Source organism: Legionella sp. PATHC032 (assembly GCF_026191185.1).
In the GTDB taxonomy this organism is placed as follows: Bacteria; Pseudomonadota; Gammaproteobacteria; order Legionellales; family Legionellaceae; genus Legionella.
Map to the genome: position 1 here is coordinate 3,260,365 of NZ_JAPHOV010000001.1, position 23,326 is coordinate 3,283,690.

Here is a 23,326-nt window from a genome sequence, read left to right on the forward strand (position 1 = left end):
CTGTCCCAGAGACAAAGAAGGCGATTGAATAATAGGAAAACATTTCATATAATAAAAATACAAAATGATTGGGGTTTTTATATGGCCTTTAGCAAATCAGAAACATCCGTAGATAAATTTTCTTTAGATGACTTTCCTCCATTTTCCGCACACGATTTGGAAATGGCCTTTAGCTTAAAAAAAAAATATCGGGAATCAAAGAAATCAGCTTATCCATTTACCGGTTTTGTGTGCGATTATGAACGCCGTGAAAAGCTTTATGATTTTATTTATGGCAGTTGTCATTTACCCAAATTATTTGAAAACAATTTCAAGGTACAAATAGCCTATCTGGATAGGGAAAAATCCGGCGTACGCCATTGGTCATTAATTGAACTACAATATTCCATTGAAAAAGGCAATAATACTTTAAAAATCCTGGTACTTGACAGTTTAGGGGCACAATTGTCCTATAACACAGCACAGGTATTAGCGAATGAAGTTGGATTTGAGGATTTGCTTGAAGAAATTGAAGGACTTTCAATAAAAACCTACATCCCTGATGTTAAATTACAGCACTCGCGTGCAGGGTGCGCTACCTTTACTATGGATTGCGCCAGCATGTTGTCTGACCAGGATAAATATGAAAATATTTATGACTTTATGGATAAACAACCAGACGCCAGCAGCACAGCAAAAGTTGCAAAACTTGAGGATGATTTTCCGGTGCATTGTGCCAGCTTACCCCCTCGAATATTACGCGTCGCACAAAGCCGAGCCATCATCACGGATGATAAAGTACTGAACTCTACTTCATCTATTAATTCTAAAAAGGAAACCGTCAAGCAATCCATTCTAAAGCATTGTAGTTTTTTTGAAGACCAACCCCAAACACCAGAAAACATAAAGCGCAATGAAAGAATCATGAAAAAAGCGCTCAAATGGAGAAACACAATAGACCTGGAAATGCAGAGAAGCAGTTCAGAAAGGCTTGAAACAACCTGTGCAATCGATGATATCGAAGAATATGCCAGTAGTAGCCTGCCTTCCAAATCAATACTGCTATGATGAGATTAAATATTCCGAAACAACTAGCCAAAACGATCGACTGACTTATGGCAATAAGGGATTTTGTGATGTTTAAAATAGTAATCCTGATGATAGTCTTCAGCAGGCCAAAAGGGTTGTGCTTGCAATAATTGGGTTACAACCTGATACCCCCTTTTCTTTAATAGCTGGATCAATAACTCCGCTTCCTGTCGTTGCTCCTGATTAAAATAAAACACGGCACTTAAATATTGCTGCCCCAAATCAGGACCTTGGCCATCTGCCTGAGTGGGGTCGTGAATTTCAAAAAAACGCTTTACAATGTCATGATAACTGGTTTTAGCAGAATCGTAGACGACGCGCACAGCCTCATAATGCCCAGTAGTACCAGTGCATACTTGCTCATAAGCTGGTTCTGAAACATGGCCACCTGTATAGCCTGACTCGACTTTTAACACCCCGGGAATGCGTTTTAAATAATATTCCACCCCCCAAAAACACCCCCCGGCAAGGATGGCTTCTTCTGTATCCAGTACATCATTATCCGCGACAAAATCCAATGAAGCGGAATTAACGCAATGACGTAAGTTCTTATGAGTCATGTATTCCCCGGTGAACACATGCCCCAAGTGCGCATCGCAACGGGCGCATAATATCTCGGTGCGCTGACCATCCGCGTCCGGTTTCCTTGCCACAGCATTGGCCATTTCATCGTCAAAACTGGGCCAGCCACAGCCTGAGCTAAACTGACTCACACCGCGAAACAGTGCCAAGCCACAACGCCTGCATAAATACGTCCCATGAGTCGCAACTTGATTATAAGAGCCAGTATGAGGATATTCAGTGGCTTTATCACACACGATTCTTTTAGTAGCTGGAGTTAAGCTTGCGGTTTTATCGAGGTAGTCACTCATTTCATGCTCCTTTGAAAACTCGACTCATGGGAAAATCTTCTGAACACCCTCAGCGGCATCGGCCACAGAAACTGTCAGTGAACTGTTTAAAGGGAAAAATCCTGCCAACAGGAGCCCACCTTTGCTCTAAAATTATAGCAATATTCGCTGTTTTTGTATTGCAATTACTCCTAATGCCAACCTACTCAAATCTTTTTGGAGTAAAAAATTGTGCCAGTCAAGACTGTTTTTTTATTTTTTTTTTGTTATCATAATGAGCGTCTCATACCTTATCCATGACCTCCCTTTCTGTGGATAACTTGTCTTTATTATTCCATCTCACTACCATTTGACACCATGCTCTTTTTATAAAACCTCTTGCCCAGCAAAGGCTTATTAAATATTAATACATAAATTGCATTGATTACTTATCCCCATTTTCTGTGGATAACTCTGTGAATACACACTGGTTATACACTAAAATCCGGCACTTAAAAGGATGCTTGTTCTTTTTGCAAAGCATCATAAAAAATAATAATGAAAATACTATCTTACGCCAGCCTTTTACACCCTCAATAGGTATACTTTCATACCACTCCACCTTGATGGATTTGTGTGTTTAGATGATTTGCCTCTGCATTATGCGCTATAGTATAAACAAGCGTTAATAACAGAGAGTGCTATGGCAGATGTCATTAATCTTAATAAAAAAAGAAAAGCCAAAGTTCGTTTGGAAAAAGAAAAAAAGGCTTCTGAAAATCGCATAAAATTTGGAAGAACAAAAAAAGAAAAGCAACTAGAGAAACAAGACAATGAACGCAACGAGCGACATCTGGACGGTCACAAGCTGGATAAAAAGGAGGAAAATAAAGACAAGGAGTCTTTTGATAGAGGCTTTGATTTTTAAGACTTTAACAAATTCATAGAGAATTTGGAGAATAATGCTGATTGATTTTTTCTCAGGGACTTTAAAATAATCAGCAAGCAATTTTTTGTAGGTCGTTCAGGAGAAAATCAGCATTATTGACAACAATTTTTTTGTTGTTAAACTCCATTCCTGCTCGTCTTAGTGCTAGCCATTAGCATCATGAGCTCACGATTATATACATCATCTAGGGTGAGGTTGCTCTTTTCATTCAGTAGATAAAGGCTAAATCCTAACTTTGCATTTTGTCCAAGTTTCTTTTCAATTTCTCTTAAATCCATTTCAGGTACTCTTAACTGTTACAGAAAGTTGAGTCACCTCAGAATTTACATTACTTTTGCTCATATTATCGTCTTCTCTCTTGGGGGATTTATAGAAACCCAATAGCCTGCAAGCTTCCTTTAGTTGCGTAGATTGAAAAAGGGCTGGTATTACACGTTCTTCAAATTGCTTTTTGGTTTTTATACGTTTAGCAATTATCATTTTTATGGTATCGACAAATTCATTTTCTATTTTGGGGTAAATTTCACTAAGGAAATCATATATATATTCAGGAGTAGTAATGGGTCTTGCCTTTAGATTTGCTGCATGATCTGCCTCCAGAGCATTTCGAATAATAGACTTTAAGATCCGTTTAATCTTTGAAACTTCAGGTACAGTGTCTATTGGAGTAGGGCCAATCTTGGGTACATAATATTTAGAAGAAAAATCATAAAGAAATAATCTAACTGTAGATGATTGACCATCTTTTGCAGGCATGAAGGCCAGGTTAAAAGAATCTTGTTCATTAACTTCAAATCCTAAATATAATAACAAAGCAAGATCATCCAAGACATCTAGGAATATTTTTCTATTGATATTGATATCAAAACATTCTTCATCTGAACTGTATAATTTGTATTTTGATCCAAATCTATACCTGTTTTTTGTATCATAAATTTCGATATTTTTTTGGAGACTTAAAGTCGAAAATGAATCAGCAACCATGCATGGATAATCATAATAATTTTGGTCACCTGGGTCATATATGGAAATGTAATCTTTATTCAATGTCTGCGTACAAAGACCAAGTAATGCCATTTGATGGGAAATTGAGACTTCCTCGTCAATAATTTGCTCAAGGCGGTTGATATCATGGCATGGAATTAAAAAAACTGCTTGACTCTGTATATGATATACTCTTTTCATACCTCCATACCCCAACAACTGGCCATCTTGAATTGGCTGGTCGGTGATAAAACGCCTAGGATTTATATTTGTATTAAGCAAGTTTATTTTTTCTTTATGAAAAACAATCGGTAATGTTGTGGTTTTATCATCTTCATCTGAATCAAAAAAGCAGCGAAGTAGAGTACATTGCTTTTCAATATTTTTCGTTTTTCCCATTTATACCTCACAATAGGCAAGCAATATTGCTTATTTTTTAAATCATCTGCCCCAATATAAGACGCAACCACAATATTACTGTTCAAAATTCAACTCATTATAATTCATCTAATCTCAAATAACTCAACAACAGAAAAGCACCTTCTTCAGAAGAAGGTGCTTAGTTTCAATCCCATTAATAAGTTAATGAAGAACAACAGGAGTCGCCTTTTTCTTGTACTTTGCCTTGAGGAAGATCCATGGCTGGGTTTCTCTTAAAAAACCCAAAGGGCTGAAGCTTGGCACAAATTGTCGTGGTAGGCATGACAGGAAAATCTTCCGGTCTGGGAAAATGGGTAGAACCCAGCGTTACCCACAAGACCAGATTTTCATTGTCAATTTTCCGGTTCTGCTTAATATAAGCAGGCAAACCACAACCCCCGGAACTCTGATTGGGATAATCTCCTGCCGCGTATTTTTCTTGAGGGTCATATTGTGTTACCCATACCTGCTTACTGGCAAATCCCCCGCGCTTATAAATATAACTCTCTTCATCTGCCAGCAATAAGGGGGTTTCCGGCAACTCCAGTTTATAAGCTGGCGCAGTGCCAATGCTATTGACGCAATTGGGATTGAATATCTTCCAGGTTCTCTGGGTTTGAGCACAAGCCGAGCGGGCTGCGTCACCTTCCTGTTCAAATATTTTCTGGCTGCTGCCAAAGGCATTGCCATAAGGATTTTTTCCACCCATGGTCATAGGATAAAACTCATGTTCACTAAATGAGTTCTTTTCACCATCAACCATCATATGAAGACGGGCATTGAAAAAATGTTGATGTGTAGGGGCTGCCAGCTCAGGGGTCAATTTCCCGCCCCATTCATAAGGGGTATCAGGAAATATTGCTGCCGTTTGCACAATACCTGTCAGTTTTATCTCCAGTTTGAGGCTGCCGTCCTGGCCAAAACGCCAATAAAAACCATAATCATAGTTACCTATCGTAGTAAAAAAGCTGACAACCAGCTCACGAGCACGGCGAACCTCGAAGGTACTGTTACGAACTTCATAATGCTTCCACAGTGTGCCTGCGTCTTCTTCATGCATGCAAATCGCATTTTTAATCAATCTCGCATTGCCGGAATCATCCACCGTGGGAACGTCAAAATAATAAATATTTCCCAAACAATCACATCCGAGCTTTAATTCATTTGCCAATTTGCCAAGACCATATTCACCCGCATCAAAAGCGCTTTTCCAGTAATGACTGACGGAAGGATCCGCATAGGGGACGATCATATCCGTCACACTGGCTCGGTAAATAATTGGCCGTTCCTTCCCTTCATCCAGGTATTTGATCTGATGCAAAACCAAACCCTCGCGTGGGGTAAATCCAACATGAAATGACCAGTTTTGCCAATTGACTTCCCAACCTTCCACTTTAAAACTGGGTCCTTCTGCCTGAATAATATCCAGCGGTTTTAAATCCTTGCGTTTCTCCGGGTAAGAATCGGAATCGTAATTGATTTTTTCTTTAGGAATGGGAACGTTGCGGCCGTCATCAATAACACGCAATACCTTCTCATTGCCGAGATCTACTATCGCGACAACCCCCTCAATGGGACGGGCATAGCCATTATCCTTTAAATCATCACGATAAAAACTTATCCCTTTAACAATACGTTTTTCCCTCTCTTCCTCTTCATCGAAATAGCCCGCAGAAAACGCATCAACTTGAATTTTGTCAATTTGCTCATCATTAAGCCCACGCTTTTCCATAGCGGCTCTCCAGGTCGGATCGGCTTTAACAATTTGCTCACATTTTTGAAAATCCTCAATTAAAATAGGCGGCTTACCATAAGGCGGGGCTTCGAGGACGATCTGTTTCCATTCCACGACTTTTTTGCTGCTGAGGTTGACAACGGCTTCAAAGGTTTCATTCGTTTTTTTATTAAAAACAGAGAGAAAAGCACAGCGGTCGAAATCAGTATCGCTTGAATGCAAAACTTCTTGTTGAGGCGGTTCATAAGTCATCACCCAGGCAAATCGATAACTGTCGGACAGCTCTTTTTCTCGTTTTAAAATATCACAACTTTCTTGAATTTCCTCAAGAGTTAATGGATCTAACACATGCATATTGACATCCTTTACCTATTAAAAAACTAATATTGCTCTTTAAAAATTAACTAAAGAGACAGTGCGTTGAAATAATTAGATAGAAATAAAAATAGCGGGATATCGCTAAGAGTAGTCGGATAAGCGGTGGGCAGTATGGTATTTTTTAATCAGTGAATACAACATAAGCTTTTCAAATTAAAAGTCTGGCCTTTTAAAAGTGGTACATTATTTAACCTTCTGGTGCTCGCACCAGGGGCTGCAACCATTAAGGGTGCACTTTATATCATTCTAATCAATTTGAATCAAATAATTGTCCAGTCACTAGTCATATTGAGTCAGTCAGCAATATCAATAAAATAACCGGCCACTTTTTTAATTAACTTTTAACCATGAGTTTTTGCAAAAAATTGACTTAGTCAAGACTGTTTTTTTATTTTTTTTTTTGTTACGATGGAAATCGCTTAACATCTTAATTGCATCCCCCTTTCTGTGAATAACTATTTCCGTATTTCAATCCCATAACCAGACCCCACCAGGCTCTTTTTATAAAACCCCTTGTCCTGCAAGGACTTATCAAGTATTGATGTATAGATTGCCTTGATCACTTATCCCCATTTTCTGTAGATAACTCTGTGAATACACTCTGGTTATTCGCTAAAATACGGCACTTGAAAGGATGCTTGTTCTTTTTGCAAAGCGTTCTAAAGAATAATTAAGGGATTGGGGTTAAAATAGATACTATTTAAGTATTTTGTAATATAGGTTGCTGAATACTATAAATGCTATTTAGTTTAGGGTCTGTTGACAATTCACCTACCGCCTATGTGTCACGACTTGTTCGCGGCATCCAGTTGATGGTCAAATTAAATTTACCCTATATAATTCTTTGATTAATAAGAGAAAATTCATAATATGACGGTTTTGACACCAAATATAAACCGAGTTTGCAATGTTTAGAATAATGCTCAATGATGAGCTATAGTTCAAGCTAAGGGAGATCATGCTAAACATGGAATTTATGACAAGCCTAATCTTCGTACGATCGTTGAGGCAATGTTATATCGTATGCGTGTAGGCTATTGTTGGCGAGACCTACCGGCAGATTCTGTATGCTCGAATTCAATTTATCAACAATTAAATCGTTGACATTCAAAAAGAAAGTGATGAAATTGTTCTAAGAACCTAATCTTGAATGGGAGCTCATAGAGGGGTGAATTATTTGTACTCAGCTACATGGTACAGGTGCGTGCGATGCTAGAAACGAGACTATTAATAAATCCACAATAAAAATACAACCAAAACTCATGTGGCTGTAATTCATACCGGTTACCAATTGAACCTCCATTAACCTGAAGCAAATTACATGACTCAAAAGCTACACCGGAATTGATTTTAAGTTTACCAAAATCTTTATATATTATTGCGTTAGTTATCATTAAGATAGCTGCTAAGAAAATAAACCAATTTAATTTTTGGTCAATGCGTCGAAATAACACTTCTGAGCTTTTTAAAGGTTTTTCGATTTTAATAGATCTACTGCTTTTTTCCATTTTTATCTTTAATAAATTAAACGCTATTGCACATTAATTATGTAGATATCATACAAATTCTTAAATGGCTTAATTCCATTTAAAAGAAGTTTGTCAACCGACCTATTAAATAATAACATTGTCGGTATTACTTTACATCCACATTACATTTTTTGTCTTTATCTTAATTAAATAACCGCATCCCCCCTACTCTAGCGGTATAAAGTTTATAAACGGGAATGCTGTTAATCAGACAATATAATATATAGAAATAATCTTGTTTGATCCTATATTAAATAAGATACCTGTGCGGCAGTGAACCTAATACCAAATTACCTTCTATATCCTTGTGTCTTCTAAGCTGCCTGTGCGGCAGTGAACTCGGACAAATTCGCTCCGGACAAATCCGCATTCTTCTAAGCTGCCTGTGCGGCAGTGAACTCGGACAAATTCGCTTCGGACAAATTCGCTTCCTTCTAAGCTGCCTGTGCGGCAGTGAACTTTGATAATCTTCGTAAGGGTCGTTTTCTTGTACTTCTAAGCTGCCTGTGCGGCAGTGAACCTGCAGCAAGCGGTGCTTTAACAGCAGCTACTCTTCTAAGCTGCCTGTGCGGCAGTGAACTTTAGAGAGAATAATACTCCTGAACGTTTAGACTTCTAAGCTGCCTGTGCGGCAGTGAACTGGCTGCGGCTTCAAATACCAATTTGTATACACTTCTAAGCTGCCTGTGCGGCAGTGAACGCTCGTTTGGCTACTCCTTTGTTTCCTTTTATCTTCTAAGCTGCCTGTGCGGCAGTGAACAAATAAACTATAGCTAAATGAAACTGCTTGTTCTTCTAAGCTGCCTGTGCGGCAGTGAACCTTTACTGGTGTTGATGAGGACGTTTGGAAAGCTTCTAAGCTGCCTGTGCGGCAGTGAACTTAACCAGACCCACTGTGAGAGAAATTCGTTACTTCTAAGCTGCCTGTGCGGCAGTGAACAATTTCATTACCCATCGGCTCGAATGAGAAAACTTCTAAGCTGCCTGTGCGGCAGTGAACAAGTGTATACATTTTAGACACTACCTGTAATTCTTCTAAGCTGCCTGTGCGGCAGTGAACCATACCTGCCCACGCTAATTGTAGATGTACATCTTCTAAGCTGCCTGTGCGGCAGTGAACTAAAAAGAAATGCGCAGAGGATCAGCCTTTGCCTTCTAAGCTGCCTGTGCGGCAGTGAACTCCATATAAAATAGTGGGTCGCTTTCGCCATCCTTCTAAGCTGCCTGTGCGGCAGTGAACAACTAGTTTGAGGAACAGGCGTAACCATAATACTTCTAAGCTGCCTGTGCGGCAGTGAACGAATGAGGTTAATATGTACGATGTGGTAGATTCTTCTAAGCTGCCTGTGCGGCAGTGAACGAAGCCAGAGGGCTATTATAAAATAATTTTTTCTTCTAAGCTGCCTGTGCGGCAGTGAACATTATTTTTGTCTTTTCGCTATGCTCTTGGTACTTCTAAGCTGCCTGTGCGGCAGTGAACTTATGACGCTCAGTACGAACAATCAATTTACTCTTCTAAGCTGCCTGTGCGGCAGTGAACAGCTAGAAATTTGGATTTTGGCGTGGCTTTCTCTTCTAAGCTGCCTGTGCGGCAGTGAACATTTAAATTGAAAACTGCTAGATTATTTTGCACTTCTAAGCTGCCTGTGCGGCAGTGAACTTCCCATATTATTAATTATGGGAATTTTAATTCTTCTAAGCTGCCTGTGCGGCAGTGAACTATACCAATCAACGGAAACACTTGTTGCAGAACTTCTAAGCTGCCTGTGCGGCAGTGAACATTAAATGCTTCTAATTTAGTAACTTCCTTAACTTCTAAGCTGCCTGTGCGGCAGTGAACTTCGCAACGCCTCTAATTTCTTGGTATAACTTCTTCTAAGCTGCCTGTGCGGCAGTGAACCTGAATATTATTTTGTAAGAGTTATGAGTTCTCTTCTAAGCTGCCTGTGCGGCAGTGAACGAACAAATCCATCAAGATTGGCAAAAATAAAACTTCTAAGCTGCCTGTGCGGCAGTGAACAAATATCAGTAGGCTTTCCGATGTACTGTTTTGCTTCTAAGCTGCCTGTGCGGCAGTGAACATTCTGAGTTCCCGATTAAAAAAGGAGTTTTACTTCTAAGCTGCCTGTGCGGCAGTGAACATCTCATAACATCGTCTGGATTTTCAGCAATGCTTCTAAGCTGCCTGTGCGGCAGTGAACAGAAATTATGCTAGAAGCTATTAACAAAGATACTTCTAAGCTGCCTGTGCGGCAGTGAACTTTTATATAAATGCCACACCATTGTCGCTATTCTTCTAAGCTGCCTGTGCGGCAGTGAACATGGCTGGGTATATGGCAATGGCCGGATATCTCTTCTAAGCTGCCTGTGCGGCAGTGAACTTGTCCAGGCATATGTGACCCCAAGCCAGCTTCTTCTAAGCTGCCTGTGCGGCAGTGAACTAAGCACTAAGGCTACTGAAATGGCTATGAATCTTCTAAGCTGCCTGTGCGGCAGTGAACTGCTCAGGACTCAGGGTAGTAAGTATGGATTTCTTCTAAGCTGCCTGTGCGGCAGTGAACATTTTTTGTCTTATATTCGTATTGCCTATTTACTTCTAAGCTGCCTGTGCGGCAGTGAACGAGCCTTTCAATTTCTCTAATTTAGGCTTCGCCTTCTAAGCTGCCTGTGCGGCAGTGAACTCGATTATAAACTATAAAAAAACAGAAAAAACAGTAAGTTATATACAAACTACTCTGTCACCCAATGTATTTCAATCAAGTTATAATCATCTGATTTTAAAACAAATTTTTAAGGAACCAAAATTATTAGTATTTGGAAGTTTAGAATAGCCAAGCCTAGACTATTTTTTATTTTAATTCTATAAAAGGCTAAAATATTTGACTTAGCTAAAATTCTCTTCTTAAACTGATCAAATTCAATAGATTTGTCAATTTCTCTTTTCTAATCAAACCAAGGAACTGTAGCAGTTTTGGAAAGACCAAACTGATCAAACTCGCCAGAAATTGGTTTATCGAGCAGCTCTCCAAATTCAATATATCGGCGGTATTTTTTTCCGTTTGAATTACTAACTAGTTCAGCATATGGATAATCCAAACCATTGGAAAACATTTTAATTTTATATTGTCGAAACTCACTTTCCGTTATAGAACCACGTTTAACTAATCTCCTCATTTTGGATTGACTCATGGTAGATTGCTTGCGTGAAATAATTCGAAATTTACAATCGGTAGGAATTGGTTTAACTTGCCCTACACTACAGGTGGTGTTCGAAATATTGATCAGAATTAAATTCAGAAGCTTTTGCAAAACAGATCTTTCCCCATGAAGACGCAAAACATTTCCCAAACAAACATTGTACTTCGGAAAGCTAATTCCAATATTTTTTGAACCCAGATCGTACAAAATTTTATGTAGTTTTGTGTAAACCGTATTCAATAGAACATTCAAACGCACTTCTGAATCTGGCTTGATAAGAATATCAACATAATAATCCATACTTTTCTCCTTAACGGACATCGATACGAGAAACATATGCCAAACCCTTTTTCCCCAAGTAAAATGAGGAAACACCAGCATAATCGATCATATTTTTTAGCTCAATTGCCCTTTCAAGATTGACATCCAGGTATATATCTATTTGGCCGCTTGCTTTCCTTAAAGCGCGCTTAATTTTCCCCTCACCTTTGACATACTCCTCTCTAACATAGGGGTTACCATAGATCAATTTTTTAGGTCCGGTTGTATACTTATCCATAAAATCTTTTGCCGTAAATCCATTATTAGATATTCCGCTTATCATACCCATTTTAGATTTTACACCTGACATATCATGATGTGCCTCCAATCGATTAAGTTGAAGATAGAGTGATGAACAGTACATTGGAAGAATTTTTATCTGGCCTTTATGATCTAAAGGATTATATTTATCAAAAATTGAAGCCAGTTTTGCAGAGGCTAATTTTGCATGTTCAGTATTTTCTACAGACTTCATTTTTTTAATATACTCCAAGCGATTTAAAATGCTTATTGGATTAAGCTCAATAGTACTCTCTAGTTTTATGTTATGAAGTATGAATTGGCACAACTGATTAAAATCAAGCCAAAGAACGCCCCACAACAACTGTGAGAAGTCAGATTGGAAAATTGGATCTTTCACCTTAATCATTCCTGTAAATGCATTTCGATCCGTGTTACCACTCATATTTCTTACATAAACGATTTCCTGACATTGTATTTTTGGTCTATCCTCAAACCGAATAACTTGGACAATATCTTCAAAATAATGATTATGATTACCATAGCCCGCTCTAATCTGATAAAGTTTCCGTTGATCACCAATTAATCTATTTAGAACACCAAGCACAGTATCAAGTGTAATTTCTCTAGATTTATAGTTTTCCTCCACCTCTAATTTTGACATTGAACCTATAAAATTCCGTCCTTTTTTAGGGAGTGGCTCATTATTCGAGCCATCAAGAAAAGAGTTGCGCCAAGACGCCTCATAATCAATGGTTATTTTCATTTTCTATTCCTCTTTCGCCTCGAAATAAATAGCATATTCTTCTTCTGGTGTATGAGAAATTTGATTAGGTGAACGCTTAATTCGCATCATTTGATTACTATTATTAAAGTCAACATTAACCTCATCGACGTACATGTAAGCTTTTGCTTGGCGGATACAAAGATTTTTTATCAAATCTATAGTTGTCTCTACAAGGGCTTGTATTGCATCCTGGTTCAAAAGAATTCCAGCCTCACCAATTTCAAAAATAGTGCCCTTACGAACATAATTCGGATGGAATATTACCTTCGGGTTCAATGATGGCTTCAGAGACTGTATATATTCTTCAACGACTTTAGCTACATTATCTCCTTGAGAATCTTCAATATTCATTGCAGCACGATCAAATTTATTATCTAGTGAGATAAACTGGAGTTGCTCTACACTAATGGAACCATAGGAGATATACTGAGTATCACCAAACGTGGTTTTGGAAAAAAAAGAAGAGCTATCTCTTTTTCCCGACCTAGTAAACTGCTCAAAATTTCCATTACCCAGTTGATCAACAAAATCCTCTAATAATAAAGGGCTAGTTCGCTTATATTGACTAGCAGGTACCACATAACCTCTAATAAGACCCGTTATAGAGGCAAGTACTTTTTCAATATTTTTTTCCTCTGCATAATGCAAATCAAATGCCTGTGCTCTAAAGAGGTGATGACGAATACAATTTTGGCTGATATATAAGGGGGTTTTTCTAAAGTCAACATCAGTAGGTTCTTTCACGTGTTTATAGCCTTTTTCACTGATTTCACCTGTTAAATTGGTATATCCTCTAAGTTTAGGCATTGTGTGATTGCTCTTACCTAGCTTACTATCTTCCTGAACTTTTAAAGTAGTTGGGCCATTCCAATTGACTACCCCATGACCAAAAGCAGTTATTTTAAAATCAACGCTTTTAATGCCTGTAATTTTCTCCATAGTAGGTTTCCTCTTTTGGATTGAGTTGGTCTTAAGTTTCGGTTTTTTGAAAATGTTGTTTGAGTTTGTCAATCGACATGGCTCCTACAGGCTGTTTATCACTGATTACGTAATAGATAGCTTGTGGGTGTGCTGCATTCATTCCACCGATATGATCTAGATCCTTTGGAGTATAACTAAGATAAATTGGTGTCTCTGGAGAACGAGCCTCTTTAATTAAATCCCATTCATTGCGTGCCTGCTTGTAGCCAGTGCTGTATTTAATATTATGGTGTTTTTTTCGCATATACTGAACAAGATTATTATTATCCTCACCATAACCTCTCATACTTTCAACTGACGCAGTCAGGTGTGTTTGTAACAATGTGGAATCAAATTCCTCTCTATAGGCATAATCATTGGTAAATTCATAGTGTAGTGTTTCTGTCACCCTGCAAATAGCCATTTGTACAAAGCGATTATCGCTTCTAAGTGAGTTAGCAGATATTTTAATTACTTCATCAGTCCTTTTCGTTTTTTGTGGAATAGAGATAGGGTCAATAACTTTTTCATTGATTAAATCTACACTTTTTTTAAGAGCCTTTAGGAAGTCCTCTTTGACAGCTTTCTGTGATGCTGGGGTTGAATAAAATTCCCTATAATATTTATATAGTTGATTGATACTTACTTCACTATTATCTTTCAATTTATCTTTTAAAAACTTAAGCCAAGCTTTAGTGCTTTGCCAAATGCAAAGTTGGTTTAAAAATCTAGCGCAATGGCTCGTTTGTTTGCCCTCCTTATCAATACTTTCAGGTAATACAGTAATATAGTGATTAGCTTCTGAATTAACACCAAAGCGATCTAAGCGCCCTAGCCGCTGTAGCCAGTTTTCTGCACAAGTCAATTCCGTCAACATACGATCACAACTGATATTTAGAGATGCCTGAATAATAGGACCACTTCTAAGCACATCAAAGCGTTGGTTACCATTACGTTTAAAACTTTCAAATACCTGATTAAACCAGTATGCCTTATCCTGCTTGGTATATTTCGAATGCAGTAAAACACTGTTTTCTGTGGTGTAGTGTTTTAGATAACCAATCTGTGCATCTTGAGCTGTATTGCTAATAATAAAAGTATTACTTTGTTGATATTCAGTGATAAGAGGACTTAACGCCTCTTTTTCATTATAAGTTTTAAATTCAATTAGATAGCGCGAGCTATTAAAGCTATCGATGGCTACAATATCTTCGCCAGGAATATCAAGAAATTCTTTCAGAAAAAAGTAATGTGGTGTAGCAGAGACCAATAGGGTATTCGCTTGCGAGCCCCTTTTTTTCTTGACCTCAAGCAACTCACCAAAAAGAAGATTAAAGGCAGGCATATGAATAAGTTCATGAAATTCATCAAACACTACATGTGCCTGCATTAAATCAATTAACGCCACAACTTTATGATGTGTAATAACAGTATTCACAACCTGATCAATCGTGGTTATAACAATATCTCCAGAAAAATAAGCTTCTTCATTAGTTTCAGGTGCATCATCAAAAGTCATACCACTACTTAATATTTTCTTATATTCACCAGTAAAGATTTCAATCTGGCAATCCGGAAGATAATCTGATGCTGTTAAGTCATTCAGTAAACCAAGACAAACCTGTACTCGAGGGCAAATCCATATAATTTTTTTTGCTTCTGTGAGTAATGCCCATTCCAGAGATATTTTTGTTTTACCACATCCAGCAGGCCCCTCAAGGACACTAATGTTAGGAAGCTCATTAATTTTGGCAATTTTTTGTAAATTAGATAACTTTTTAGCTACTTCACTTTGCACACGATTTTGATCACTTGCAGGGAAACGCTTCTCAAAACCTTCGAGACAACTACGGATTCCATTAAGCAATTGACTATCTTCTTGCATGAGATTATCCACTAACTCCTTTAATGAGCCTTCAGCAAGATACTCTTCAAGATCCTCCGCAGAGCATGATGATACCAAACGATCAGCGCTAATAACTGCTGAGCGAATTAGATTATTTAGAGCGTTATGTCTTATATCATTTTTATATCTTTCTAAATCATCTAATATGTTGTCATATTTTTTGAATTTTGGCAGGCTATTATCTGTTAATACAAAGGTTTTTGCAAAATCTGGCATTAAACTTGGGATATTAAATTTACTTGCAAATATGGAAACATCTTTCAAAACTACCTTAGCTTGAAAGTAAATATCGTTAATATTCATACTACCTAATGATGCATTAAAAATGGTGAATATCTTTTCTGCATCAATAAATTTATCATCCTTTCTAAAAGGCTTAGTATGGTGCCAGTAAATTCCATGAGCAATATAGATTCGCTGATGTTTCGAAAGACTTTGTGATTCAACAAGCAATGCCTCACTTAGTAACCATGAAAGCTCGTGATGTCTTGGATAACTTTCGAAGGAGAATCTCTTAGGCGCATCAATATGTACCCCATCCTCAGGGACTATATTTTCTGAAAGTTTATTGTTTTTTTTACAAACCCAACTCTGAAACGCTGGATCTATTTTTCCAATATCATGCAATATTCCAGATATAAAAGCGGATTGTCTTAATTTGTTATCATCGACACCCATTTTTTCCAGCAAATAGTAAGCAACATAACCTACCGAAAAAAGGTGATGGCTTAGAGACTGTGCTTTAGTGTTAGCAATTAAATGACCAGTTTCAATGGGCAATTTATCCATTATGACTTCCTTTGATGTAAAATTAACAGGTACAACACCAAGATGGTTAAAAGCTTGTCTCCGACCAACCACCCAAACCAGCTCGGTTTTCGATCTTGTTCTAATCCAATGACAACAAACTGCTGTGTTTTTACTGGCAGTTTTACTCAGCAGCTTCTTAACTGCCAACAATCCTTCTTGGGTTATTACTGTCCGCCAAGTTTTATCACCGATGCGATCTGCAAAAGCATCCAAAACACGACGAGTTCTAGCAAGCGCTTTCTTTTCACATTGAGAAATGAAGACAACCATCATAGAGTGTTTTCTCCAATATTTTCTAATTCCCAGTCTGTTTTTAAAGCCACTGATTTCACTTGATTAAACATAAAATCCAGAGAATTATGATCTACAAAAGCCTGCAAACACTGCTGGCGAAACTCTTGCTCACTAGCATTTTCTTTAGCACAGATAAAAGCCCATGGTAAAATTATGGCATCTTTGATCAAATCAGCCACATCAAACACCAATGCTCCCCGTCTCGTTTTACCATGCATAACAGCAAAGCCATGAGGAATACCTAGCGACCAAAGTGTTGTTGCGCCTAACCCATAAGCAAGATAGTTACCATGGTTTAAAAATATGTTGGCCTTATCCACTGCTTCTCTTTGACGGCTAAATTTGCCATAGTTAGTTCTACTTGCAGCGTAAATGTAAAGTTGTTTTGTTAACTCCGCTTCACATTGCATAAGTTTGTTAACATCACATGCGCTTATGATTTTAGTTTCACAAATTAATAATTTTTCTTGCAAGTCATTGTAATTAAATCCTTCTGCAGCAAGATCGCGGCTTTTTTTCCATTGAGTTTTCAAATACTCAATGCGGGATAATTGAAATTGTTTTGCGGCCTGTAAGCGCTTTTTCTCATCAAACCAGAATTTCATCCACCCCTGCATATATTCCGTAGGGCGATATTCACTTTGAGGAGTAAGCCACTCTATTTCGGTAGCCATTAGCAAAGGTGTTCCTCCTCCTCCACAAAAACCGACGACTACTCCTGCTTGAGCCAACATACGCATAGCAGCTTGAGTAATAGATGTTCCCGTCCCTAGTAATAAGCATGTTGTATTAGCAATTGGAATATTCCAATATTGGTTTTCGTCTTTTTCTTCTGTAAGATAAAGTATGCGCCCATCCTTTTGCATAATTCGGCATTTTTCTAAGTAATAAATATTGGCGCGTTTTGAATGTAAAATTGCTTTTAAATCTGTTAAAATTTCCATTAAAAATCCTGGCAATTTAGTTGTAGAAATCCATTTTCTTATGAATCATGGGTCAGAATGGTGAAATTATCAAACTATTTGTCAGAAAATAAATTGTTGGGACTTTAATCTTTTTTGCATAGTAATTCATTGCAGTTAACAAAGAAAAAACCAAATTGGTAAACCCTATGTTTTCATTCTTTTAGATATTAGTTCAATTTTCATTGCTGACTCTCTTAACTACAAATTCTTCCAGCATTTTTCCTAATAATTATTTATTGATATATTTATTAAGCTTTTAATATAAACTAATTCTCATTAGATGATCTTTATTTGATCAAGTAGGCAATATTACAACAATTCTAGAGTAGATACTACTTTTCACTGATATTTTAGTTTGGTGCCAAAATAAATAAGATGAAACTTATTTTTATGAACTTTTCCAGCTTGTCCTAGCACCCTTCTTTTGGAAGGCAAAACCAACAAAGAAAGGCCAGATGAGATTTTGATGAAAAGACCGTTTGATATAATATTCATTTAAAATTCAATTTCAACTTATCAATTAAGTAAAGAGAAACTTTTATTCTTTTGTCATAACCATTTACCAGCCTAACCACCAAAATCTTTATTAGCTTAATAAGACAACATTACTTTTGATTCTAAAAATTTATCCGTTAACAGTTCTGAAAAATTAATATTCTTTAACTCAACGCTTACAAAGATACATATCTACCAGAAGACTTATCACTAAAAAATCAAATTCGTTTCAGTAGTTCAAGGCATAACTCTTGGAATCAAGCCTTTCTCTCCTCCTTTTGCAAGCTTATAACGCTTCGACAAATTTTTTAAGTAAATCTCCATTGATAACTTCCCTATAAAAATTGACCCTTACCACTTTTCTTCTTAGGTGCATTTTATTTGAGGCAACTTGGACACTCTCTGCTTGTTCAAATAAGAGCGCGTTTATTAGCAAAAATAGAACAAGAAACATGGAGTTCATTCAGGACTCCTTCAATTCTCTATAATCGCTCACAGAGCTTTAAGGTAGCCACGAATAGCCTATCGCGACTAATCAACACTTTTGTTTTCATGAATTATCTTTTTGAGAATGGCCTGTTTATTTGGCCATTGTTCAATGAAAGACTTATTCAATTGTGCACAATTTTGAGCAAGCCAGGGGCCAAATTGAATCAGAATCAAAGGAATTCTCGGTTTGATGCATTCTTCCAATTCCTTTTGTACTTCTTTTTTACATAGATTCTTGTTTTCGATGCAGTTTTTTATAATATCGTCGCTTAATTGCTGCCAGTTTTCGGGCGGGCTTACTCCTAAAAATGTTTCTGTCATAATTTGGGGCAGGATATTGTGACTAATAGAAGCAAATTTTTGGGGATTGATGTTTTCCTCGCAAAACTCATGCTGTAAAAGCTTATTGATTTGTTTTCCAATGCGCTCTGCTTGCTCCATGTTAAAACAAGGGACCAGGTTAGTAGAGTCCAATTGCGACAATGGTTTCGCAATGAGTAAGTTGCTGCTTAAAAACAGTCCTAAGTAAATGACTATCTTTATCATTTTTTATCCTTGATGTTCCATGTTCAATGCAAATACAACAAAGCCTTGCGAGTCTGTAGAAACCTAACCGATGAAGAGTGGGCGCATGATGAATTATCATCTCACAACTCTAGGCAGGGTATTTAAACCAGACAGGCAGCACTTTACACAAATACACCATGAACTTCCATAATCCCACCTGATGCTCAACTGTCCCAAACGGATCGACACTGAGTTCAGGATAGGCTATGCCTAAGCCAAATAAGCCGGGCCCTATAATGCCCACATGAGGATTGGGAGTAACGTGTTCATAATTATCAATGATCATGTTTTTACGTCTTTCAAAACCAACGGCGTAAATCACTTTGTCGCATTCTGGAAGATGGCGCGCAATATTTAATTCGCTTGGGTAGTAGCGGACAAGATTGGCAGGCAAAACACCGTCGATGTGTTTCCTCGCCCATGCGGCCGTTTCACCTTTCAGGCCTGTGTTGTCGAATAAAATCCAGTTGCCCATATTGATGGCATAACGACAAGGGGAACGATAAAAGTTGATCACTTTCTTTACCCCTAATTCGATAAGAGCGCGTAAAATCATAATGGCTGAATGAGAAGAGCCAAAAACCCCGTAAGTCTCATTCGTATCTACAAAACCGGCAAGGCGCTGCTTATCGATTGCAATTTCAAACGGTACCACATTAACGCCGGGGTAATTGAGGCTGGATGGGACAGCCCCTGTTGCTAAAATAACATTCTTAGCCTGATATTGTTGTGTATCAGAACATAAAGTCCAACAACCTCCTGAGAGAAACATGCTGTGGATGACAGCCTCTTCTGCAACAACCTGATTCAGCAGAACGGTGGTAACCCATTGCAAAGGCTCCGCAACGTCACTCAACAGGCAGGTATTATCCGGATCCAGGTTGTTTAAACGAAATTGGGCGGATGCTTTTTTATAGGAGAATGAATTTGCGGCATGCAGAAAGCTTGAGAAGAGCTTGACTGTAGTATTACTGGAAACGTGTCGCCAAAGCTGACCAAAATCGCCCACTTTAAAATGAGGATCAATCCACAATATTTCAGAAGCCGCTATGCCATAGTCCAACAGCTTGCCTACTGCAGCAATTCCGGCAGGCCCCGCGCCAACCACTGACCACTGAAAGGATTTTTGCTTCATTTTAATACCTAACGTGAGTTATGGATAAAGAGGATATAACAGCCCGTCGATACCCAGGGTACGTTCGGGCTGAGGAGATGCCTAAGCATCGTCTCGAAGCCTTGGCATGAAACATAAAATCCGATACTAGGCTTCGAGACGGCATAAATGCCTCCTCAGCCCGAGCGGTTCCAGATAACAACTGATTTTATCCATAACTCACGTTACCTATGATTTATAAAGCTTAAAAGCTTGGCGTAGGTTAACTCCACTGAACGCCTGGCCCAGTGGAGTTCATCAGTAGATATCTATGTCTCCAGCAAATAATTGCGGTGAATCATTGACCCTGGCAAATTTTATCTGCCATATAGCCAATCGCTCCGGCATAATAAATGGAGTTATTATAACGCAGTATCATCTTGTAGTTAGGAAACGCCAGGAAGGTCGGGCCACCATAAGGCTGGACAATACTGGCCTGCAAATTTTGATAGGGCAATGGTTCGCCGCTTTCAGTGCGGACACCTAATGCATTCCATTCGCTGACTGGTTTAACTATCCCTTTCCCTTCCAGTTTCATATCAAACTTAGCAGGAAGCTTCACTTGAATAGCCCAAGGCTCACCTGCTTGCCAGCCGTTTTGTTTCATGTAATTCGCTATGGAGGCAAAAACGTCGGGTTTGCTCTTCCATATGTCTTTTCGTCCATCCCCATCGTAGTCTACAGCGTATTTGACCCAGCTGGATGGTAAAAATTGAGGTTGACCAGAAGCGCCAGCCCATTCGCCCTTGAAATCAGCCAGGCTGACATGCCCGCCTTTCAGGATGTGTAAAGCGAGAAACAATTCCTTGCGGAAAAAGTCTTTACGGTTTGAATCATAGGCTAAAGTAGCCAGCGCGTTGATGACCGGGAAGTTTCCCATGTAGGAGCCGTAACTGGTTTCCATACCCCAAAAAGACACGATAAAACAAGGATTAACCCCGTATTGTTGGGCAATCTCTTCCAATATTTCCTTGTTTTTCTTGTACTCTTTCCGCCCAATCACAATTCGGTAATTGTCCGCTCTGGTATTACGATATTTCATGAACGTTAACCTGTGCTCAGGTTGTGAACGTAAAAATCCTTTTATTTTTCGACTTGGTTCATGAATGCCGGCAAACGCTTCATCAAATAAACTGGGTGGTATCCCTTGTTGTAAAGCTTCCTCCCTCACTCCTGCAACCCATTGATTCCAGCTTTGACTGGCATAGGCCATCTGGTTGAATAACATCAATGCAACGATAGTGAGCCCCCACTTTTTCATAGCTCTTCCCCTCAGTTATATTTATTGTTTGATAACATGTATTTCGCCCAGCGTTTCTTTCTCTTTAATTGTTATAAAAAACAATTTGCTCAAATCATACTGGTATTCTTAAAAGATAGCTCATTTATTAAAAATTGGCCTGTCTATTCGTAATTCTCTTGCAATACAACGACAAAGCTTGAACCAGAAAGTCAGACCCAACAATAAGTATTGTACAGAAAGTAATCTTTCATGGAAATCTATAATTAGAACCCACTCATTAGAAGAAAGTGGAGCTATAAACTAGTCTTGGCCTGCAAAGATTGTTATGGGATTTTTTCGCATCTTTTTCCATTCTATTTTTTGTCAACATGATAACTCCATTGATAACAAAATAGATTTTAGGATGCCGTATTGCAAAAAGGCAAAGAGGCCGTATGGGGTCCAGCGTCTTGAACTTACAGAGATTAAATATCATAAGTCAGGGGCTGATGTATTTGTATGTAAGTAAACTAGAATAAAAAGAAATTAGTGTTCATAGTATTACTGAGGATTTGATCCACAGGAGTTAAATATGCATATCAAAAATATATTCACATGGAGTTTAATGGGAGCAGTAGTTCTGTCTATGCCCCTATTTGCGAGCGAGCCATTTAAACTGAAATCAATTGACTCATTAATCGATAAATACATTGAGAAATATAACAATGAAGAGCTAGTTACAGGTGTGGGCGCGACTTTTTTAAGCGGAACTGAAATAATATCAACAGCTCATGGTTTTGAGAATAATAAAAGGAAAAAACGCCTTACAAACAACGCATATTTTCAAATTGGCAGTATAACCAAATCATTTACAGCCGCGTTAATCTTAAAGCTTGAGGCGGAAGGGAAATTAAACATCAACCAAACAATTGGAGATTGGTTGCCAGAATATTATGGTTGGAAAGACATTACTATAAAGCAATTACTAAATATGACAAGTACAATTCCAGGTTATGCAACAATTCCAACGCTTGCAGATTCGATTACTGATAATCCTAAAAAACAGTGGACTAGTAAAGAACTGGTAGATTTAGCATATGGATATAAACACCCCACCTCAGGTTATAATTACTCTGATACCAACTACTTAATTCTGGGTATGATTATAGAAAAAGTCACTCACGATTCCTTTCATAATCAATTACAGGAAAAAATTTTAAAGCCCTTACAATTAAAAGAGACTTATTATATTACTGATTCTTATACCCTACATTTTTTAGAAAAAATGCCGGAAAGTTACTATTATGGTAGAACAGTGGAAAACTTAAAGCATGGTCAAACGGCAACTAATGAGAATTTATCAATGGCGGGGCCTGCTGGCGCCATGGTTGCAACGACATCTGATGTTGCTAAATGGATAAGAGCTTTATTTTTATCGGATTTTTTACTGCCCAAACAGCAAATGGAGTTAAAATCACTCATTTCGATGAAAACGGGTACTCCAATCTCCCATGTTGATTCAGAAGATCCTAATGGTTTTGGTTTAGGTGTTGTTCAAGGCTATAAGCCGCAATTAGGCAAATATTGGTATTATGAGGGTGATACAATGGGATTTAGAGTCCTTTATATTTATCATCCTTGTAATGAAAAAATAGTAGTTATTGCATTAAATAGTTCACCTTTTGTCGATGAAGCAGCCGGAGATCATAGTGGTGATTTGTTGTTAGCATTGTACAAAAACGCTTTTGGTATATTGCAGAAATGTGAGTAAAATGGGGTAACATTTAGGTATAGCACCAAAACGAATTGGAAAAGTCCCCGGTTATTGAAAAAGCTGCTGGTGGTATTTCGATTGGAATATCACCTTGTGTTGTTATGGTCCCACTTTTTTTACCGGCATCTGTGGACTGAGATTCACTTTCCATTTTGACTTTATTATACGTAGCAAATTCTTGTTCAGATTTCTTTTATCAGCATTCTCAAGTTCAGCCCGCCTCTCTTCTTCGCAACCTTTCAAAAAGAGGCG

The 23,326-nt window shown here is 38.1% G+C and carries 15 protein-coding genes, 1 pseudogene and 1 CRISPR repeat array; of the genes and pseudogenes, 4 read left to right on the top strand and 12 right to left on the bottom strand.

The features are described 5' to 3' along the window. The first annotated feature begins 81 nt into the window (after window positions 1-81). Window positions 82-1,047 carry a hypothetical protein gene (locus OQJ02_RS14545; protein WP_265719687.1) on the top strand — a complete coding sequence of 322 codons (966 nt, stop codon included), beginning with the start codon at window positions 82-84 and terminating at the stop codon, window positions 1,045-1,047. A 23-nt stretch (window positions 1,048-1,070) separates the two neighbouring features. On the opposite strand, the gene OQJ02_RS14550 is transcribed toward OQJ02_RS14545, so the two are convergent. Beyond that, complete coding sequence (locus OQJ02_RS14550; protein ID WP_265719688.1) at window positions 1,071-1,940, bottom strand: bifunctional methionine sulfoxide reductase B/A protein; 870 nt, start codon at window positions 1,938-1,940, stop codon at window positions 1,071-1,073. A gap of 661 nt (window positions 1,941-2,601) precedes the next feature. Here OQJ02_RS14550 and OQJ02_RS14555 point away from each other — a divergent pair. After that, entirely contained in the window at window positions 2,602-2,826 is a 225-nt protein-coding gene (locus tag OQJ02_RS14555) for a DUF4169 family protein (protein ID WP_265719689.1), read from the top strand. 300 nt (window positions 2,827-3,126) lie between these two features. On the opposite strand, the gene OQJ02_RS14560 is transcribed toward OQJ02_RS14555, so the two are convergent. Beyond that, window positions 3,127-4,230: a hypothetical protein gene (locus OQJ02_RS14560; RefSeq protein ID WP_265719690.1), complete on the bottom strand. Its 1,104-nt coding sequence runs from the start codon at window positions 4,228-4,230 to the stop codon at window positions 3,127-3,129. A 175-nt stretch (window positions 4,231-4,405) separates the two neighbouring features. Further along, on the bottom strand, window positions 4,406-6,340 hold the full coding sequence (locus tag OQJ02_RS14565) for a primary-amine oxidase (protein ID WP_265719691.1): 1,935 nt from the start codon (window positions 6,338-6,340) through the stop codon (window positions 4,406-4,408). Window positions 6,341-7,322: 982 nt separating this feature from the next. On the opposite strand from OQJ02_RS14565, the pseudogene OQJ02_RS14570 reads away from it, so the two are divergent. Continuing rightward, a pseudogene (locus OQJ02_RS14570) lies at window positions 7,323-7,637 on the top strand (transposase); the annotation flags it as partial. Between the two features lie 567 nt (window positions 7,638-8,204). Next, window positions 8,205-10,574: a CRISPR direct-repeat array (repeat unit 28 nt; unit sequence CTTCTAAGCTGCCTGTGCGGCAGTGAAC). 262 nt (window positions 10,575-10,836) lie between these two features. Here OQJ02_RS14570 and cas6f read toward each other — a convergent pair. The 9 genes from cas6f to OQJ02_RS14615 form a co-directional block, all read right to left on the bottom strand. After that, complete coding sequence (gene cas6f, locus OQJ02_RS14575) at window positions 10,837-11,391, bottom strand: type I-F CRISPR-associated endoribonuclease Cas6/Csy4 (RefSeq protein WP_265719692.1); 555 nt, start codon at window positions 11,389-11,391, stop codon at window positions 10,837-10,839. A gap of 10 nt (window positions 11,392-11,401) precedes the next feature. Next, complete coding sequence (gene cas5fv, locus OQJ02_RS14580) at window positions 11,402-12,418, bottom strand: type I-Fv CRISPR-associated protein Cas5fv (RefSeq protein ID WP_265719693.1); 1,017 nt, start codon at window positions 12,416-12,418, stop codon at window positions 11,402-11,404. A gap of 3 nt (window positions 12,419-12,421) precedes the next feature. Then, window positions 12,422-13,378, bottom strand: coding sequence for a type I-Fv CRISPR-associated protein Cas7fv (cas7fv, locus tag OQJ02_RS14585; RefSeq protein WP_265719694.1), 957 nt, complete (start codon window positions 13,376-13,378; stop codon window positions 12,422-12,424). Window positions 13,379-13,409: 31 nt separating this feature from the next. Further along, complete coding sequence (cas3, locus tag OQJ02_RS14590) at window positions 13,410-16,385, bottom strand: CRISPR-associated helicase Cas3' (RefSeq protein WP_265719695.1); 2,976 nt, start codon at window positions 16,383-16,385, stop codon at window positions 13,410-13,412. Next, the gene (gene cas1f, locus OQJ02_RS14595; RefSeq protein WP_265719696.1) at window positions 16,385-17,353 is read right to left on the bottom strand and encodes a type I-F CRISPR-associated endonuclease Cas1f; all 969 of its coding nucleotides are present in this window, start codon (window positions 17,351-17,353) and stop codon (window positions 16,385-16,387) included. Before cas1f ends, cas3 begins: the two co-directional genes overlap by 1 nt. Before the next feature lie 802 nt (window positions 17,354-18,155). Continuing rightward, on the bottom strand, window positions 18,156-18,332 hold the full coding sequence (locus OQJ02_RS14600; RefSeq protein WP_265719697.1) for a hypothetical protein: 177 nt from the start codon (window positions 18,330-18,332) through the stop codon (window positions 18,156-18,158). Window positions 18,333-18,400: 68 nt separating this feature from the next. Continuing rightward, a complete protein-coding gene (locus tag OQJ02_RS14605; RefSeq protein WP_265719698.1) occupies window positions 18,401-18,904 on the bottom strand; it encodes a hypothetical protein in 504 nt (167 codons plus the stop codon). A gap of 109 nt (window positions 18,905-19,013) precedes the next feature. Beyond that, window positions 19,014-20,060 (bottom strand): FAD-dependent oxidoreductase, encoded by a 1,047-nt coding sequence (locus OQJ02_RS14610; protein WP_265719699.1) that lies wholly within the window; start codon window positions 20,058-20,060, stop codon window positions 19,014-19,016. A 316-nt stretch (window positions 20,061-20,376) separates the two neighbouring features. Continuing rightward, on the bottom strand, window positions 20,377-21,339 hold the full coding sequence (locus OQJ02_RS14615; protein WP_265719700.1) for a lytic murein transglycosylase: 963 nt from the start codon (window positions 21,337-21,339) through the stop codon (window positions 20,377-20,379). 553 nt (window positions 21,340-21,892) lie between these two features. Between OQJ02_RS14615 and OQJ02_RS14620 the strand changes: the two genes are divergently transcribed. Beyond that, the gene (locus tag OQJ02_RS14620) at window positions 21,893-23,071 is read left to right on the top strand and encodes a serine hydrolase domain-containing protein (protein WP_265719701.1); all 1,179 of its coding nucleotides are present in this window, start codon (window positions 21,893-21,895) and stop codon (window positions 23,069-23,071) included. The last annotated feature ends 255 nt before the right edge of the window (window positions 23,072-23,326 follow it).